We start from the raw sequence: 14,948 nt of genomic DNA, 5'->3' as shown, positions 1-14,948 counted from the left end.
GGCGATCGAATGTGCGGGCTTGCTCACGAAAACGTAATGTCAGGCGCCATCTGTTCCAGGCTGTTCGGCATTACCCGCGTTATGTCTTAACATAGCCGGTTGCCGAAAGAACCGTCATGGCCATAGCCATGACAGGCTTCCATCCTTTTCGACTACAAATAAGTGTGCTGAAGATGAACAAGCCTTTCATTTCGCTGTGCCCTGAAATTACTCGGGCGCACGCGCTGACGCTAATGGATTGGTTGGAGGATGAGCGCGTCACCTGCTATCTGAGCGATTCGCGTCATGTCTCCCGCTCCATCGAGCAAGCCATCGATCGGACTCAATTGCCGATCCTGACCCATCTATTCAACCGGGGCGGGCGATTCTTCATGGCCTATGACCGGCATGACGCCCCGGTGGGCTTTGTCCGTCTAATCAAGACCGGCTCAGATTGCGAGATCGTCCTGGTCATCGGAGACAGCGACAAATGGGACCGCAACCTTGGCGCCCGCACGATCCGCGAAGGCATGAAACTGGCGTTCCTCGACATGCGGGCCAAGAAGCTCATCGCCAAGATCCACCCGGACAACGCGCGCTCGCTGAAAGCTTTTCTGCGCAGCGGCTTTGTGCTTGAGAGCGAAACGCCGACATTGAAATCATTTTCCATGACGGCGGGGCGCTACCTCCAGTTCTTGCGCGAAGGCGCCTTTGGCGACTCCACCAGGATCTACATCACTGAAATCGACAAGGCCAGGCTCGAGAGCCTGATCGCGCTCGAGCAAGGCCCAGCCGTTATTGACCTCGAACATGAGCTTGAGCGGGCCATTGTCGTCAAGCCGCAGCAGGTGGCGTGCAATGTCGTCACGATGAACTCCAGGACCTTGCTGCAGCTGGACGAAGAAGAGATCGAAGTGGCCTTGGTCTACCCTGAAGACGCCGACAGCAATGCAGGGAAGCATTCCGTGTATTCCGACATCGGCGCCGCCATCCTCGGCTATCAGGAAGGGGACGCCATCGACTGGCGGATTTCTGATCGGACCCGTCGGATTGAGATCAGGAAAGTGCTTTACCAGCCGGAGGCTGCGGGCGATTTCCACCTGTAGCTCAGTGTTCGTCCATCAGGCGCGAGGTGCCCCCAAAGGACGGTACCTCGTTTTCTGTGCCTGATGCGGACCGTCTGGGGCGACTGGCACAACGGCTATTCCTGCGGCCAGGCGCGCATCGCAGTATCGACCACCGAATACAGTTGTTCCCGGGGAACCTGGTCTCGAGCCTGGATGCTCAGGCCAAACAGGACAGTGGAATAGAACACCGCCAACTCTTCGATCCGCTCGACCGGCAATTCGCCATCAATTGCCCCTTGTTCCAGGCGCTGTCGAAACAACCGGACGGACTCCTTGCGCTGCTGGCACAGGGCATCTCGTACGGCCTTGCTCTCCGGGTTTCCGGACAAGGCTGCCAGCACAATCAGGCAGCCACGGGATTGCTGGTGGGTACAAAGCATGTCCACCGTTTCACGCAATAACCCGGCTATGCCTTCCCGGGCGGTGGCGGCGTTGCCCAGGGAGCCCTGGTGGTCCGGGCCATGCAAGAACAGGTAATGCGCCAGCGCCTCGCGAAACAGAACTTCCTTGTTGCCAAATGCCGAGTACAAGCTGGGAGTGCTGATGCCCATGGCGCCGGTCAGCAGTGTCAGGGATGCGCCGTCGTAGCCGTACTCCCAAAAAACCTCCATGGCCAAGGCCAGGGCCTTCTCCCTGTCAAAGGTCCGAGGTCTTCCGCGTATAGCCATCAGTAGCACCCTCTAAATATATAAATATCGATCGATACAAATATACTTGACGCCGATCTTTTTTCAATTAGCATAGCGATCACTACGTAAATCGGCGATGCCCCGCCTTGCGCTAACCGCTCCAGAGGGCACTGGATTCCATCGAGGGTATTATCGTGTTGCTACCCATTTCATTGCTCGCCTCGGCAGCCTTTACCATTGTCACCACCGAATTCCTGATCATCGGCCTGCTTCCGCCGATGGCACGGGACCTGGGGATCAGCATTTCCCAGGCTGGGTTGCTGGTAAGCCTTTTCGCTTTTTCCGTCGCCATTTTTGGTCCTTTCCTCACCGCTGCCTTGAGCCATGTCGAACGCAAGCGATTATTCGTCGGTTGCCTGCTGATCTTTGCGGTGTCGAATGCAGTAGCCGCGTCAGCCAATAACCTTTGGGTCATGGCGCTCGCGCGTTTTTTCCCGGCCCTGGCGTTGCCGGTGTTCTGGGCCATGGCCAGTGAAGCGGCAGCCCAACTGGCCGGGCCAGCAAAGGCGGGAAGGGCCGTATCGTGGGTGTTTTTTGGTGTGGTAGCGGCCACTGTGCTGGGTATACCTCTCGGCACCTTGATCTCGGATGCCTGGGGTTGGCGGACTGCGTTCGCGATCCTGGCAGTGATGTCCTTCGCCAAGGCCATTCTGTTGCTGTTGCTGCCGCGCATGGAGGGGCATGCCGTCCTGTCGATGCGTCAGCAGGTCCGGGTGTTGCGCAGTCCCTCGGTGCTTGGGCATCTGCTGCTGTCGCTGCTGGTTTTTACCGCGATGTTCACCACCTACACCTATCTGGCCGACATTCTCGAACGCCTCGCCGGCTTCAATGGTGCGCTTGTCGGCTGGACGCTCATGGGGTTTGGCCTGGTGGGGCTGATTGGCAACTGGCTGGGAGGCAAGTTCGTGGACCATAGCCCGTTGGGCGCGACGCTGGTGTTTGCCCTGATGATGGCGGTCGGCTTGAGTTCATTGACGCTGGTCATCCATGACGCCTGGATGCTGATGGCCAGCCTGGTGGTGTGGGGCGTTGCCCAGGCGGCCCTGTTTATCGTCGGGCAAGTAAGGGTCATGAAGTCCGCGCCACAAGCGCCGGCCTTCGCGGCCTCCCTGAATGTATCGGCTTGCAATGTGGGGATCGGTCTAGGGGCCGTGGCCGGGGGGCTGGTGATAAAGAGTGGCGGGTTGTCTCTGCTCGGTTGGGTAGGGGCTGCACTGAGCCTGGTGGCCGCGGTGGTTGCGCTGCTGCTTTTCGTCCTGTCGGATGACAAAAAGCCAGGTGTATCGACGGTTACTGTCAATATCGGACATTGATAAAAGAGTCATTGACTGGAACCCGTCAAGTTGTCGGTTCGATAAGGCAATAAATATAGGGAGCGACAAGTGTCTGTTGCAGCATTGGTCGGTCGTGTCGTTGGCGCTACAAACTTTCTGATACTGAAAGTTTTCAATTAAACACTAAAGAGGAAGTTCCATGAAAACATCTATTAAGGGTGTGCTGGCTGCTGTCGCCTTGAGTTTTTCAGGATGGGCCCTGGCGGAAACCGAGTTTCCGCTGCCGCCGGGATTTAAAAGTGAGTACAAGGAAGTCGATGGCGTGAAGATGCATTACGTTACCGGTGGCAGTGGCCCCCTGGTCATGCTGGTGCATGGCTTTGGCCAGACCTGGTACGAATGGCATCAATTGATGCCTGAACTGGCGCGCAACTTCACGGTGGTCGCTCCCGATCTTCCTGGGCTAGGGCAGTCCGAGCCGCCCAAGGCTTACTCCGGGGAGGACGTAGCACCCTATTTGTACAAGCTCGCTAAAAACTTCAGCCCGGATAAGCCTTTTAATCTTGTCGCCCATGACATTGGTATCTGGAACACGTATCCGATGGTGGTCAAGAACCAGGCAGATATTGCCAAACTGGTCTATATGGAAGCCCCCATTCCAGATGCCAAAGCCTATGACTTTCCGGCCTTCACGCCCGAAGGCGAGTCGCTGGTCTGGCACTTCAGCTTCTTCGCGGCCAATGGGAAGCTGGCTGAAACCCTGATCACCGGCAAGGAAAAGTTCTTTCTCAGTCATTTCATCAAGTCCCACGGTACGAATACGAGTGTGTTCACCGAGAAGTTGCTGGACCTGTATGCCAAGTCTTATTCCAAGCCACATAGCCTGAATGCCTCCTTTGAATACTATCGGGCCCTGAACAAGAGCATTGAACAAAACATCAAGTTGTCGAAAACCAAGTTGACGATGCCGACCATGGCGCTAAGCGGTGGTGGTCACGGTGGTATGGGGCAGTTTCAGATCGATCAGATGAAAGAATATGCAAATGATGTAGAGGGCCACATTCTTCCTGGCTGTGGCCACTGGTTGCCAGAAGAGTGCGCGGCGCCCATGAATGAGTTGGTGGTGAAGTTTCTTAATAAGAAATAAACAATCTGTTCGTTCGCCGCAAAGTTTTATCCAAGAGAAGGCTGTTGTTGCTTCGGGAGATGTATTCAAGCATGAAAAAGTTGATCTCAATAACTGGAGAGTTCCCATGAGTAAAAAATTGACCGGTAAGCGAGTCCTGGTCACGGGGGGTAGTCGTGGTATTGGAGCCGCCATTGTGCTGCGGCTTGCCGAAGAAGGTGCCGATGTAGCATTGACCTATGTGAGTCAACGCGAAAGCGCGGAAAAGACGGCCACGCTTGCCCGTGAACGGGGTGTCAGGGCCGTGGTCATCCAGGCCGACAGCGCCGAGCCGCAGAGTGTCATCGCGGCGGTCGAACAGACGGTCGCTGCCCTGGGCGGTATCGATATCCTGGTGAACAACGCCGGGGTGGCTGTGATAGCACCTATCGAGCATCTTTCCCTGGAGAGTTTCGATCAGGTCCTGGCGGTCAATGTCCGCGCGGTCTTCGTCGCCACTCAGGCGGCAATCAAGCACATGCCCGAGGGTGGCCGTGTGATCAATATCGGCAGTTGCAATGCCGAGCGCATGCCTTTCCAGGGGGGCGCGGCTTATGCCATGAGCAAGTCCGCCCTGGTCGGCCTGGTCAAAGGACTGGCCCGCGACCTGGGGCCCCGAGGTATTACGATCAACAACGTCCAGCCCGGTCCGGTGGCTACGGACATGAACCCCGAGGATGGCGAGTTCTCAGGGTTCATGAGAGAGCAAATGGCCTTGGATCGTTTCAGTCGCCCAGAGGAAATAGCGGCGTTTGTGGCATACCTGGCAGGCGAGGAGTCCGGTTTTATCACTGGAGCAAGCCTGACCATCGATGGTGGGTTCACCGCTTGATCGAGGGTGTCGTCCTGGTCCCTGCGATGCGCAAGCGGCTCTCGCCTCCGTAGCGGGGGGAGCTTAACGGCGCCGCCACGTTTGCGGCGCCTTCAACGTTCCCTGCGAAGGCGCCAGCGACAGATTCGTAGTTTCAGCCCTTTCTCATGACCGGTAGACGTTACTCAACCGTCACCGACTTGGCCAAATTACGCGGCTGGTCAACGTCGGTGCCCTTGAGCACGGCCACGTAATACGACAGCAGCTGCAGCGGGATGGTGTAGAGGATCGGCGACAGGGTGTCGTGGATGTGCGGCATGTTGATGACGTGGGTGCCTTCGCCGTTGGTCATGGCGGCCTTTTCGTCGGCGAACACGATCAGTTGGCCGCCACGGGCACGTACTTCCTGCAGGTTGGACTTGAGCTTCTCCAGCAGTTCGTTGTTCGGCGCCACGGTGACCACGGGCATGTCGTCGTCCACCAAGGCCAATGGACCGTGCTTGAGTTCACCGGCCGGGTAGGCTTCGGCGTGGATATAGGAGATTTCCTTGAGTTTCAGGGAGCCTTCCATCGCCACTGGGTATTGCGCGCCACGGCCGAGGAACAGGGTGTGGTTCTTGTCGGCAAACAGCTCGGCGACTTTCTCTACGGTGCTGTCCATGGCCAGGGCTTCGCCCAGGCGGGTGGGCAGGCGGCGCAGTTCTTCGACCAGGGTGGCTTCCACGCCTGCGGCCAATGTGCCGCGCACCTGGCCCAGGGACAGGGTCAGCAGCAGCAGCCCCACCAATTGGGTGGTGAAGGCCTTGGTGGAGGCTACGCCGATTTCGCGGCCGGCCTGGGTCAGCAGGGTCAGGTCGGACTCACGCACCAGGGAGCTGATGCTCACGTTGCAGATCGCCAGGCTCGCCAGGTAGCCCAGTTCTTTGGCATTGCGCAGGGCAGCCAGGGTGTCGGCGGTCTCGCCGGACTGGGAGATGGTGACGAACAGGGTATCGGGCTGCACTACCACCTTGCGGTAGCGGAACTCGCTGGCCACTTCGACCTGGCACGGGATGCCGGCCAGCTCTTCGAGCCAGTAACGCGCGACCATGCCGGCGTGGTAGCTGGTGCCACAGGCGACGATCTGCACATTGCGCACTTTGGCGAACAGCTCGGCGGCTTGCGGACCGAACGCATTAACCAGTACTTGCTTGTCGACAAGGCGACCTTCCAGGGTGCGCTGCACCACGACCGGTTGCTCGTGGATTTCCTTGAGCATGAAGTGGCGGAACGCGCCCTTGTCGGCGGCTTCGGCACCATCGCGGTACTGCACCGCTTCGCGCTCGACGGAGTTGCCGTTGACGTCCCAGATCGCCACGCTTTCACGGCGGATATCGGCGATATCGCCTTCTTCCAGGTACATGAAGCGGTCGGTGACCTGGCGCAGGGCCAGTTGGTCGGAGGCGAGGAAGTTTTCCCCCAGGCCCAGGCCGATCACCAGCGGGCTGCCACTGCGGGCGGCAACCACGCGGTCCGGTTGGCTGGCGCTGATCACCGCCAGGCCGTAGGCGCCATGCAGCTCCTTGACCGTGGCCTTGAGGGCGGTGGTCAGGTCGCTGTGGTCCTTGAGCTTGTGGTTGAGCAGGTGGGCGATAACTTCAGTGTCGGTGTCCGAGGTAAAGACGTAACCCTGGCCCTTGAGTTGTTCGCGCAGCACTTCGTGGTTTTCGATGATGCCGTTGTGCACCACCGCAATATCACCGGAGAAGTGTGGGTGCGCATTGCGCTCGCACGGTGCACCGTGGGTCGCCCAGCGGGTGTGGGCGATGCCCAGGCGGCCCGCCAGGGGCTCACCGGCCAGGGCCTGTTCCAGTTCGCTGACCTTGCCTGGACGACGCATGCGCTCAAGCTTGCCCGCGTTGCTGAAGACCGCCACGCCGGCACTGTCGTAGCCACGGTATTCCAGGCGCTTGAGGCCTTCGAGCAAAATGGCGGTAACGTTTCGTTCAGCGACTGCGCCTACAATTCCACACATGGTTTCTCTCCTAGATGACTGCCGCGCAAATCAGCGTAATGCCGCGGGCTTGAATCTGGTCGCGGGCCTCAAGCGGCAGGCGATCATCAGTAATAAGGGTATGGACGCTGCTCCAGGGCAGTTCCTGGTTGGGGATCTTGCGGCCAATCTTGTCGGACTCGACCATCACCACTACTTCACGGGCAACTTCGGCCATCACGCGGCTCAGGCCCAGCAATTCATTGAAGGTGGTGGTGCCGCGCTGCAGGTCGATGCCGTCGGCGCCGATGAACAGTTGGTCGAAGTCATAAGAGCGCAGCACCTGTTCGGCCACCTGCCCCTGGAACGAGTCCGAATGCGGGTCCCAGGTGCCCCCGGTCATCAACAGCACCGGCTCATGCTCCAGTTCACTCAGGGCACTGGCCACATGCAGGGAGTTGGTCATCACCACCAGGCCGGGCTGATGGCCCAGTTCGGGGATCATCGCGGCGGTGGTGCTGCCGCTGTCGATGATGATCCGTGCATGTTCACGCAGGCGTTTGACCGCCGCCCGGGCAATGGCGCGCTTGTGCACGGAAATGGGCTGGGCAGGATCGCCCACCAGCTCCTGGGGCATGGTGATTGCGCCACCGTAGCGGCGCAGCAGCAAGCCGTTGCTTTCCAGGGCGGCGAGGTCCTTGCGGATGGTCACTTCGGAGGTCTCGAAACGCTTGGCCAATTCATCCACGCTCACTTCACCCTGCTCGGTGAGCAAGGTGAGGATGTTGTGGCGTCGTTGTGGTGTATTTCGTTTCGACATGGTGATGATAAGTTTCGTTCCGAAAGATAACGAAGGCAATCAAAACCTATTGGCGGGAAGTCGTCAAGCGGCCGAATGAAATTTTGTTAAGGCCCCGATCAAAAAATGTGGGAGCTGGCTTGCCTGCGATAGCGGTGTATCAGTCGATGAAAACGTGACTGAAATATCGCTATCGCAGGCAAGCCAGCTCCCACATGGATGGGTGGTGCCTGGGAGGTTGTGGATAACTCAGGTCTTTTTGATTTTGACCGGGCGTTTCCAGCCGTCGATGTTGCGTTGGCGGGCCCGGGCCACACCCAGCTGCAAGTTATCCACATCCTGATTGATGGTGGAGCCAGCAGCCGTGCTGGCACCATCGCCCACTTTCACTGGGGCAACCAGCGAGTTGTTGGAGCCGATGAATACATCTTCACCCAGCACGGTCTGGTGCTTGTTGGCGCCATCGTAGTTGCAGGTGATGGTACCGGCGCCGATGTTGGTGCGCGCACCGATAACGGCATCGCCCAGGTAAGTCAGGTGACCAGCCTTGGCGCCCTCGCCCAGGTGGGCATTTTTCAGCTCAACAAAGTTACCCACATGGGCCCTGGCGCCCAGCACGCTTCCAGGACGCAACCGTGCGAACGGCCCGGCATCGCTGCCCTCGCCCATCACAGCGCCCTCTAAGTGACTGTTGGCCTTGACCACCACGCCTTTGCGCAGGGTGCTGTCCTTGATCACGCAGTTCGGACCAATCACCACGTCGTCTTCGATAATTACGCGGCCTTCGAGAATCACGTTGATATCGATCAGCACGTCACGGCCCACGGTAACCTCACCGCGTACGTCGAAACGCGCCGGGTCACGCAGTGTCACGCCCTGCGCCATCAGGCGGCGGCCTTCGCGCAGCTGGTAGTGACGCTCCAGTTCCGCCAGTTGCTTGCGGTCGTTGGCGCCCTGCACTTCCATCGGGTCGTGGGGCTGCTCGGTGGCGACCAGCAGGCCGTCGCTGACGGCCATCTCGATGACGTCGGTGAGGTAGTACTCGCCCTGGACATTGTTATTCGACAAGCGACTCATCCAGTCTGCCAGGTGAGCCGCCGGCACCGCGAGAATCCCGGTATTGCCTTCGGTTATCGCCCGCTGGGCCTCGCTGGCATCTTTATGCTCGACGATGGCGGCAACCTTGCCGTCGGCATCACGCACGATGCGGCCATAACCGGTGGGGTCGTCCAGTTCGACGGTAAGCAGGCCCATCTGGCCCGGCACTACGTGCTTGAGCAAGCGCTGCAGGGTTTGCACTTCGATCAGCGGCACATCCCCGTAGAGGATCAGCACGGTGTCGGCCTTGATGAACGGCACGGCTTGCGCGGTGGCATGACCGGTACCCAGTTGCTTGTCCTGCAATACGAAATTCAAGTCAGCGGCTGCCAGACGCTCACGCACCGCATCGGCACCGTGGCCAATCACTACGTGGATACGCTGTGGGTCCAGTTGCCGGGCGCTGTGGATAACATGGCCCAGCATGGAGTTACCCGCAACCGGGTGCAGTACCTTGGGCAGGGCAGAACGCATGCGGGTGCCCTGGCCAGCGGCGAGAATGACGATTTCAAGAGACATGAATGGCTACCAATCCTGGGCGGTCCGGCTTCAGACCAAAGAAGTGTTTTGCAAAAAAAGAAAAAGGGTAGCCGAGGCTACCCTTTTTAATCAATCGCGCATGAAGCATGACGGCTTGGCCGCTTACTTCTTGCGGATCTGCTGGAGCGTGCGCAGCTGGGCTGCAGCCTCGGCCAGACGTACAGCAGCAGCGCTGTAGTCGAAGTCCGCACCTTTTTCGTGCAGAGCCTTCTCGGCAGCCTTGACGGCTTCCTGAGCGGAGGCTTCATCCAGGTCGCCAGCACGTTGCACGGTGTCGGCAAGAACCTTGACCATGTTCGGCTGAACTTCGAGGAAACCGCCAGAGATGTAGAACACCTCCTTTTCCCCGCCCTGCTTGGTCAGAGTAATCGGACCGGGCTTCAAGCTGGTGATCAGCGGTGTGTGGCCCAAGGCAATACCCAGGTCACCCAACTCGCCGTGTGCAATTACCATCTCTACCAGACCGGAGAAGATTTCCCCTTCCGCGCTGACGATATCGCAATGGACTGTCATAGCCATCTGATTGCCTCAACCTGATGAGCGCCCGTTGCCGGGCGCCTGGATTACAGTTTCTTGGCTTTCTCGATCGCTTCTTCGATGCCGCCGACCATGTAGAACGCTTGTTCTGGCAGGTGGTCGTAGTCACCGTTGAGGATGCCTTTGAAGCCAGCAATGGTGTCTTTCAGGGAAACGTATTTACCCGAGGCACCGGTGAAGACTTCAGCCACGAAGAACGGCTGCGACAAGAAGCGCTGGATCTTACGAGCGCGGGATACCAACTGCTTGTCGGTTTCCGACAGCTCGTCCATACCCAGGATCGCAATGATGTCCTTCAGCTCTTTGTAACGCTGCAGCACGTACTGAACGCCGCGAGCGGTGTCGTAGTGCTCCTGGCCGATCACGTTCGGGTCCAGCTGGCGCGAAGTCGAGTCCAGTGGATCGACCGCTGGGTAGATACCCAGGGAAGCGATGTCACGGGACAGTACGACGGTGGCGTCCAAGTGGGCGAAGGTGGTCGCAGGCGATGGGTCGGTCAAGTCATCCGCAGGTACGTATACCGCTTGGATCGAAGTGATCGAACCTTCCTTGGTCGAAGTGATACGTTCTTGCAGAACGCCCATCTCTTCAGCCAGGGTCGGCTGGTAACCTACTGCCGAAGGCATACGGCCCAGCAGTGCGGATACTTCAGTACCGGCCAGGGTGTAACGGTAGATGTTGTCGACGAACAGCAGAACGTCGTTACCTTCGTCACGGAACTTCTCGGCCATGGTCAGGCCAGTCAGTGCGACGCGCAGACGGTTACCCGGCGGCTCGTTCATCTGACCGTAGACCAGTGCCACTTTGTCCAGAACGTTGGAGTCCTTCATCTCGTGGTAGAAGTCGTTACCCTCACGGGTACGCTCACCCACACCGGCGAACACGGAATAACCGCTGTGCTCGATGGCGATGTTACGGATCAGTTCCATCATGTTTACGGTCTTGCCTACACCGGCACCACCGAACAGACCGACTTTACCGCCCTTGGCGAACGGGCAAACCAGGTCGATAACCTTGATGCCGGTTTCCAGCAGGTCGTTGCCGCCCGCTTGCTCGGCGAACGAAGGTGCTGGACGGTGAATGCCCCAGCGCTCTTCGGTATCGATCGGGCCAGCTTCGTCAATCGGGTTGCCCAGTACGTCCATGATCCGGCCCAGGGTCGCTTTACCGACCGGTACGGAAATGGCAGCGCCAGTGTCGACAACGTCCAGACCGCGCTTCAAGCCTTCGGTGGAACCCATCGCAATGGTACGAACTACGCCGTCGCCCAGCTGCTGCTGAACTTCCAGAGTAGTTTCCGCGCCTTGTACTTTCAGCGCGTTGTAGATGCTCGGTACGCTGTCGCGTGGGAATTCCACGTCGATAACGGCGCCGATGATTTGAACGATACGTCCGCTACTCATAGCTGGATCCTCTGAATATTTGAACCGTTAAACCGCGGCAGCGCCGCCGACGATTTCCGAGATCTCTTGGGTGATCGCAGCCTGACGCGCCTTGTTGTAGATCAGCTGCAAATCGCTGATCAGATCACCGGCGTTGTCGGTAGCGTTTTTCATCGCGATCATCCGCGCCGCTTGTTCAGCTGCGTTGTTCTCGACCACCGCCTGGTACACCTGCGACTCCACGTAGCGCACCATCAAGCCGTCAAGCAGCTCTTTGGCGTCTGGTTCGTAGAGGTAGTCCCAGTGGTGCTTGAGTTCCTGATCCGGGGTCGCCACCAGTGGAATCAATTGCTCCACGGTTGGCTGCTGGGTCATGGTGTTGATGAACTTGTTGGATACCACGGACAGGCGGTCAATCCGGCCTTCCAGGTACGCATCCAGCATCACCTTCACACTGCCGATCAAGTCATTGATCGACGGCTCTTCACCCAGGTGGCTGATAGCTGCAACGACGTTACCGCCGAAGTTGCGGAAAAAGGCCGCACCCTTGCTACCAACAACACACAGATCAATCTCGACGCCGTTTTCGCGGTTTACCGCCATGTCCTTGACCAGGGCCTTGAACAGGTTGGTATTCAAACCACCGCACAAACCACGGTCACTGCTCACTACCACATAACCTACACGCTTGACGGCGCGTTCGATCATGAACGGGTGGCGGTATTCCGGGTTGGCGTTGGCCAGATGCCCAATTACCTGGCGGATACGCTCCGCATAAGGACGGCTAGCCGACATGCGCATTTGTGCCTTGCGCATTTTGCTGACCGCCACTTTCTCCATGGCGCTGGTAATTTTTTGCGTGCTTTTGATGCTCGCAATCTTACTGCGAATCTCTTTTGCGCCTGCCATGTAACACCTATCAGGTTAGCAAGCGGGAGCCTTGCGGCTCCCGCTGCGGCTTACCAGGTTTGGGTGGCCTTGAACTTCTCGATACCGGCCTTCAGGCCAGCGTCGATTTCGTCATTGAAGTCACCCTTCACGTTGATCTTGGCCATCAAATCGGCATGATCTCGGTTGAAGTAAGCAATCAGCGCTTGTTCAAAGCTGCCGACCTTGGCGATTTCGACGTCAGTCAGGAACCCACGCTCAGCGGCATACAGCGACAGCGACATGTCAGCGATCGACATTGGCGCGTATTGCTTCTGCTTCATCAGCTCGGTAACGCGCTGACCATGCTCAAGTTGCTTACGGGTCGCTTCGTCCAGGTCAGAAGCGAACTGGGCGAATGCCGCCAGTTCACGGTACTGAGCCAGAGCGGTACGGATACCACCGGAGAGCTTCTTGATGATCTTGGTCTGAGCGGCACCACCCACACGGGATACCGAAACACCGGCGTTCACAGCAGGACGGATCCCGGAGTTGAACATGGCCGATTCCAGGAAGATCTGACCGTCGGTGATGGAAATCACGTTGGTCGGAACGAACGCAGAAACGTCGCCAGCCTGGGTTTCGATGATCGGCAGTGCGGTCAGGGAACCGGTTTTGCCGGTCACTGCGCCGTTGGTGAACTTCTCTACGTACTCTTCGGAAACGCGGGATGCGCGCTCCAGCAGACGGGAGTGGAGATAGAACACGTCGCCTGGGTAGGCTTCACGGCCTGGTGGACGGCGCAGCAGCAGGGAAATCTGGCGGTAAGCCACTGCTTGCTTGGACAGATCGTCATAAACGATCAGCGCGTCTTCACCGCGGTCGCGGAAGAATTCACCCATGGTGCAACCGGAGTACGGTGCCAGGAATTGCAGCGCAGGAGATTCCGAAGCACTGGCAGCCACGATGATCGTGTTGGCCAGGGCGCCGTTTTCTTCCAGCTTGCGAACCACGTTGGCGATGGTCGATTGTTTCTGACCGATCGCGACGTAGACGCAGAAAATGCCGCTGTCTTTCTGGTTGATGATCGCGTCAATCGCCAGAGCGGTCTTACCGATCTGACGGTCACCGATGATCAGCTCACGCTGGCCACGGCCGACTGGGATCATGGCATCGACAGCCTTGTAGCCAGTCTGTACAGGCTGGTCTACCGACTTACGCCAGATCACGCCTGGAGCAACTTTCTCGACCGCGTCGGTCTCGGTGTTGCCCAGTGGACCTTTACCGTCAACAGGGTTACCCAGTGCGTCGACAACGCGACCCAGCAGTTCCTTACCCACCGGAACTTCGAGGATGCGGCCTGTGCACTTGGCACTCATGCCTTCAGCCAGACTGGTGTACGCGCCCAATACAACGGCACCTACGGAGTCTTGCTCCAGGTTGAGGGCCATACCGTAGACGCCGCCCGGAAACTCGATCATCTCGCCGTACATTACGTCGGCCAGACCGTGAATCCGCACGATGCCGTCAGATACGCTGACGACAGTGCCTTCGTTACGGGCTTGGGAGGTCACATCGAGCTTGTCGATGCGGCCCTTGATAATTTCACTTATTTCGGAAGGATTGAGTTGCTGCATTGCTCTGCTGCCCCTTCAAACTCAAGATTTCAATGCTTCGGCAAGATTCGCGAGTTTGCCGCGAATCGAGCCATCGATAACCAGGTCGCCGGCGCGAATGACAACACCCCCAATAAGGGATGGGTCTTCCGCAACTTGCAGGCGCACTTCCCGGTCGAGTCGTGCACTGAGAACCTTGGCGAGTTTGTCTTGCTGTTCTTGGTTCAATGCAAAAGCACTGGTCACTTCAACGTCTACCGACTTCTCTTGCTCGGCCTTGTACAGGTCGAACAGAGCGGCAATCTCCGGCAAAAGCGGGAGACGGTCGTTTTCGGCAACGACGTGGATGAAGTTCTGCACTTTCACATCAAACTTGTCGCCGCACACGTCAATAAACGTGGCGGCCTTGTCTGCGCTCGTCAGTCGCGGGGCCTTGAGCACGCGCTGCATGGTGTCGTCTTGCGACACTGCTGCAGCCAGGCCGAGCATGGCTGACCAAGAGGCCAGCTGCTGGTGGGCCTGGGCGTGCTCGAAGGCTGCCTTAGCGTAAGGTCGGGCCAACGTGGTCAATTCTGCCATGATCGCCCTCGCTTAAATTTCAGCAGCCAGTTTGTTTACCAGCTCCGCGTGCGCGTTTTGATCGATTGTGGCACCCAGGATCTTCTCAGCACCGCCGACGGCCAGAGCACCCAGTTGGGCACGCAGCGCATCTTTGACACCATTGAGTTCCTGTTCGATCTCGGCCTGAGCCTGAACCTTCACACGGTCAGCGTCGATACGGGCTTTTTCAACAGCCTCTTCAACAATCTGGTTACCGCGTTTCTTGGCTTGCTCAATGATTTCAGCTGCCTGAGCCTTCGCTTCGCGCAGTTGCTGACCCGCTTTATCTTGGGCCAACTCCAGGTCGCGAGCTGCTCGTGCGGCAGCGTCCAGTCCATCCGCGATCTTCTTCTGACGTTCGTGCAAAGCCGCGATGACCGGAGGCCATACGAACTTCATGCAGAAAACAACAAAAATCAAGAACGCTAAGGACTGACCAATAATGGTTGCATTAATGTTCACGCCAATACCTCGCTCGTTCGTTGCACAACA

General features: G+C 58.2%; 14 protein-coding genes. 4 read left to right on the top strand and 10 right to left on the bottom strand.

Going from position 1 to position 14,948, the window contains the following annotated elements:
- The first annotated feature begins 116 nt into the window (after positions 1-116).
- Positions 117-1,085 (top strand): bifunctional GNAT family N-acetyltransferase/nucleoside diphosphate kinase regulator, encoded by a 969-nt coding sequence (locus AC07W7_RS10195; protein ID WP_495039238.1) that lies wholly within the window; start codon positions 117-119, stop codon positions 1,083-1,085.
- A 95-nt stretch (positions 1,086-1,180) separates the two neighbouring features.
- Here the strand turns inward: AC07W7_RS10195 and AC07W7_RS10190 are convergent, their stop codons facing one another.
- Positions 1,181-1,717: a TetR/AcrR family transcriptional regulator gene (locus tag AC07W7_RS10190; RefSeq protein ID WP_232243963.1), complete on the bottom strand. Its 537-nt coding sequence runs from the start codon at positions 1,715-1,717 to the stop codon at positions 1,181-1,183.
- 212 nt (positions 1,718-1,929) lie between these two features.
- Between AC07W7_RS10190 and AC07W7_RS10185 the strand changes: the two genes are divergently transcribed.
- The 3 genes from AC07W7_RS10185 to AC07W7_RS10175 all read left to right on the top strand — a co-directional run bounded on the left by AC07W7_RS10185 (position 1,930) and on the right by AC07W7_RS10175 (position 5,066).
- Positions 1,930-3,108 carry an MFS transporter gene (locus AC07W7_RS10185; RefSeq protein WP_076963053.1) on the top strand — a complete coding sequence of 393 codons (1,179 nt, stop codon included), beginning with the start codon at positions 1,930-1,932 and terminating at the stop codon, positions 3,106-3,108.
- A gap of 160 nt (positions 3,109-3,268) precedes the next feature.
- Positions 3,269-4,216 carry an alpha/beta fold hydrolase gene (locus AC07W7_RS10180; RefSeq protein WP_076963052.1) on the top strand — a complete coding sequence of 316 codons (948 nt, stop codon included), beginning with the start codon at positions 3,269-3,271 and terminating at the stop codon, positions 4,214-4,216.
- Between the two features lie 106 nt (positions 4,217-4,322).
- Positions 4,323-5,066 carry a 3-oxoacyl-ACP reductase family protein gene (locus AC07W7_RS10175; RefSeq protein WP_076963051.1) on the top strand — a complete coding sequence of 248 codons (744 nt, stop codon included), beginning with the start codon at positions 4,323-4,325 and terminating at the stop codon, positions 5,064-5,066.
- Positions 5,067-5,226: 160 nt separating this feature from the next.
- Here the strand turns inward: AC07W7_RS10175 and glmS are convergent, their stop codons facing one another.
- From glmS to AC07W7_RS10130, 9 genes are all read right to left on the bottom strand, one after another.
- Positions 5,227-7,059 (bottom strand): glutamine--fructose-6-phosphate transaminase (isomerizing), encoded by a 1,833-nt coding sequence (gene glmS / locus AC07W7_RS10170; RefSeq protein WP_495039237.1) that lies wholly within the window; start codon positions 7,057-7,059, stop codon positions 5,227-5,229.
- Between the two features lie 10 nt (positions 7,060-7,069).
- Complete coding sequence (locus AC07W7_RS10165; RefSeq protein WP_495039236.1) at positions 7,070-7,837, bottom strand: DeoR/GlpR family DNA-binding transcription regulator; 768 nt, start codon at positions 7,835-7,837, stop codon at positions 7,070-7,072.
- A gap of 228 nt (positions 7,838-8,065) precedes the next feature.
- The gene (glmU, locus tag AC07W7_RS10160; RefSeq protein ID WP_169897670.1) at positions 8,066-9,433 is read right to left on the bottom strand and encodes a bifunctional UDP-N-acetylglucosamine diphosphorylase/glucosamine-1-phosphate N-acetyltransferase GlmU; all 1,368 of its coding nucleotides are present in this window, start codon (positions 9,431-9,433) and stop codon (positions 8,066-8,068) included.
- A 123-nt stretch (positions 9,434-9,556) separates the two neighbouring features.
- Positions 9,557-9,973: a F0F1 ATP synthase subunit epsilon gene (locus AC07W7_RS10155; protein ID WP_099170855.1), complete on the bottom strand. Its 417-nt coding sequence runs from the start codon at positions 9,971-9,973 to the stop codon at positions 9,557-9,559.
- 44 nt (positions 9,974-10,017) lie between these two features.
- Entirely contained in the window at positions 10,018-11,394 is a 1,377-nt protein-coding gene (gene atpD / locus AC07W7_RS10150) for a F0F1 ATP synthase subunit beta (protein WP_015886645.1), read from the bottom strand.
- A gap of 27 nt (positions 11,395-11,421) precedes the next feature.
- A complete protein-coding gene (gene atpG, locus AC07W7_RS10145) occupies positions 11,422-12,282 on the bottom strand; it encodes a F0F1 ATP synthase subunit gamma (protein ID WP_029290134.1) in 861 nt (286 codons plus the stop codon).
- Between the two features lie 50 nt (positions 12,283-12,332).
- Positions 12,333-13,877 (bottom strand): F0F1 ATP synthase subunit alpha, encoded by a 1,545-nt coding sequence (gene atpA, locus AC07W7_RS10140; RefSeq protein WP_029290137.1) that lies wholly within the window; start codon positions 13,875-13,877, stop codon positions 12,333-12,335.
- Positions 13,878-13,898: 21 nt separating this feature from the next.
- Entirely contained in the window at positions 13,899-14,435 is a 537-nt protein-coding gene (locus AC07W7_RS10135) for a F0F1 ATP synthase subunit delta (RefSeq protein WP_057439298.1), read from the bottom strand.
- Between the two features lie 12 nt (positions 14,436-14,447).
- On the bottom strand, positions 14,448-14,918 hold the full coding sequence (locus tag AC07W7_RS10130; RefSeq protein WP_008439543.1) for a F0F1 ATP synthase subunit B: 471 nt from the start codon (positions 14,916-14,918) through the stop codon (positions 14,448-14,450).
- Between the last annotated feature and the right edge of the window lie 30 nt (positions 14,919-14,948).

It is taken from the genome of Pseudomonas sp. GW821-FHT01D09, from assembly GCF_059422465.1.
The sequence above is the reverse complement of the archived record's forward strand: the minus strand, read 5'-3'. Positions and strand labels throughout refer to the sequence as shown.

Coding starts and splice junctions, on each gene's coding strand:
- AC07W7_RS10195 (WP_495039238.1), top strand. CDS start 117: ATGGCCATAGCCATGACAGGCTTCCATCCTTTTCGACTACAAATAAGT.
- AC07W7_RS10190 (WP_232243963.1), bottom strand. CDS start 1,717: ATGGAGGTTTTTTGGGAGTACGGCTACGACGGCGCATCCCTGACACTG.
- AC07W7_RS10180 (WP_076963052.1), top strand. CDS start 3,269: ATGAAAACATCTATTAAGGGTGTGCTGGCTGCTGTCGCCTTGAGTTTT.
- AC07W7_RS10175 (WP_076963051.1), top strand. CDS start 4,323: ATGAGTAAAAAATTGACCGGTAAGCGAGTCCTGGTCACGGGGGGTAGT.
- glmS (WP_495039237.1), bottom strand. CDS start 7,059: ATGTGTGGAATTGTAGGCGCAGTCGCTGAACGAAACGTTACCGCCATT.
- AC07W7_RS10165 (WP_495039236.1), bottom strand. CDS start 7,837: ATGTCGAAACGAAATACACCACAACGACGCCACAACATCCTCACCTTG.
- glmU (WP_169897670.1), bottom strand. CDS start 9,433: ATGTCTCTTGAAATCGTCATTCTCGCCGCTGGCCAGGGCACCCGCATG.
- AC07W7_RS10155 (WP_099170855.1), bottom strand. CDS start 9,973: ATGGCTATGACAGTCCATTGCGATATCGTCAGCGCGGAAGGGGAAATC.
- atpD (WP_015886645.1), bottom strand. CDS start 11,394: ATGAGTAGCGGACGTATCGTTCAAATCATCGGCGCCGTTATCGACGTG.
- atpG (WP_029290134.1), bottom strand. CDS start 12,282: ATGGCAGGCGCAAAAGAGATTCGCAGTAAGATTGCGAGCATCAAAAGC.
- atpA (WP_029290137.1), bottom strand. CDS start 13,877: ATGCAGCAACTCAATCCTTCCGAAATAAGTGAAATTATCAAGGGCCGC.
- AC07W7_RS10135 (WP_057439298.1), bottom strand. CDS start 14,435: ATGGCAGAATTGACCACGTTGGCCCGACCTTACGCTAAGGCAGCCTTC.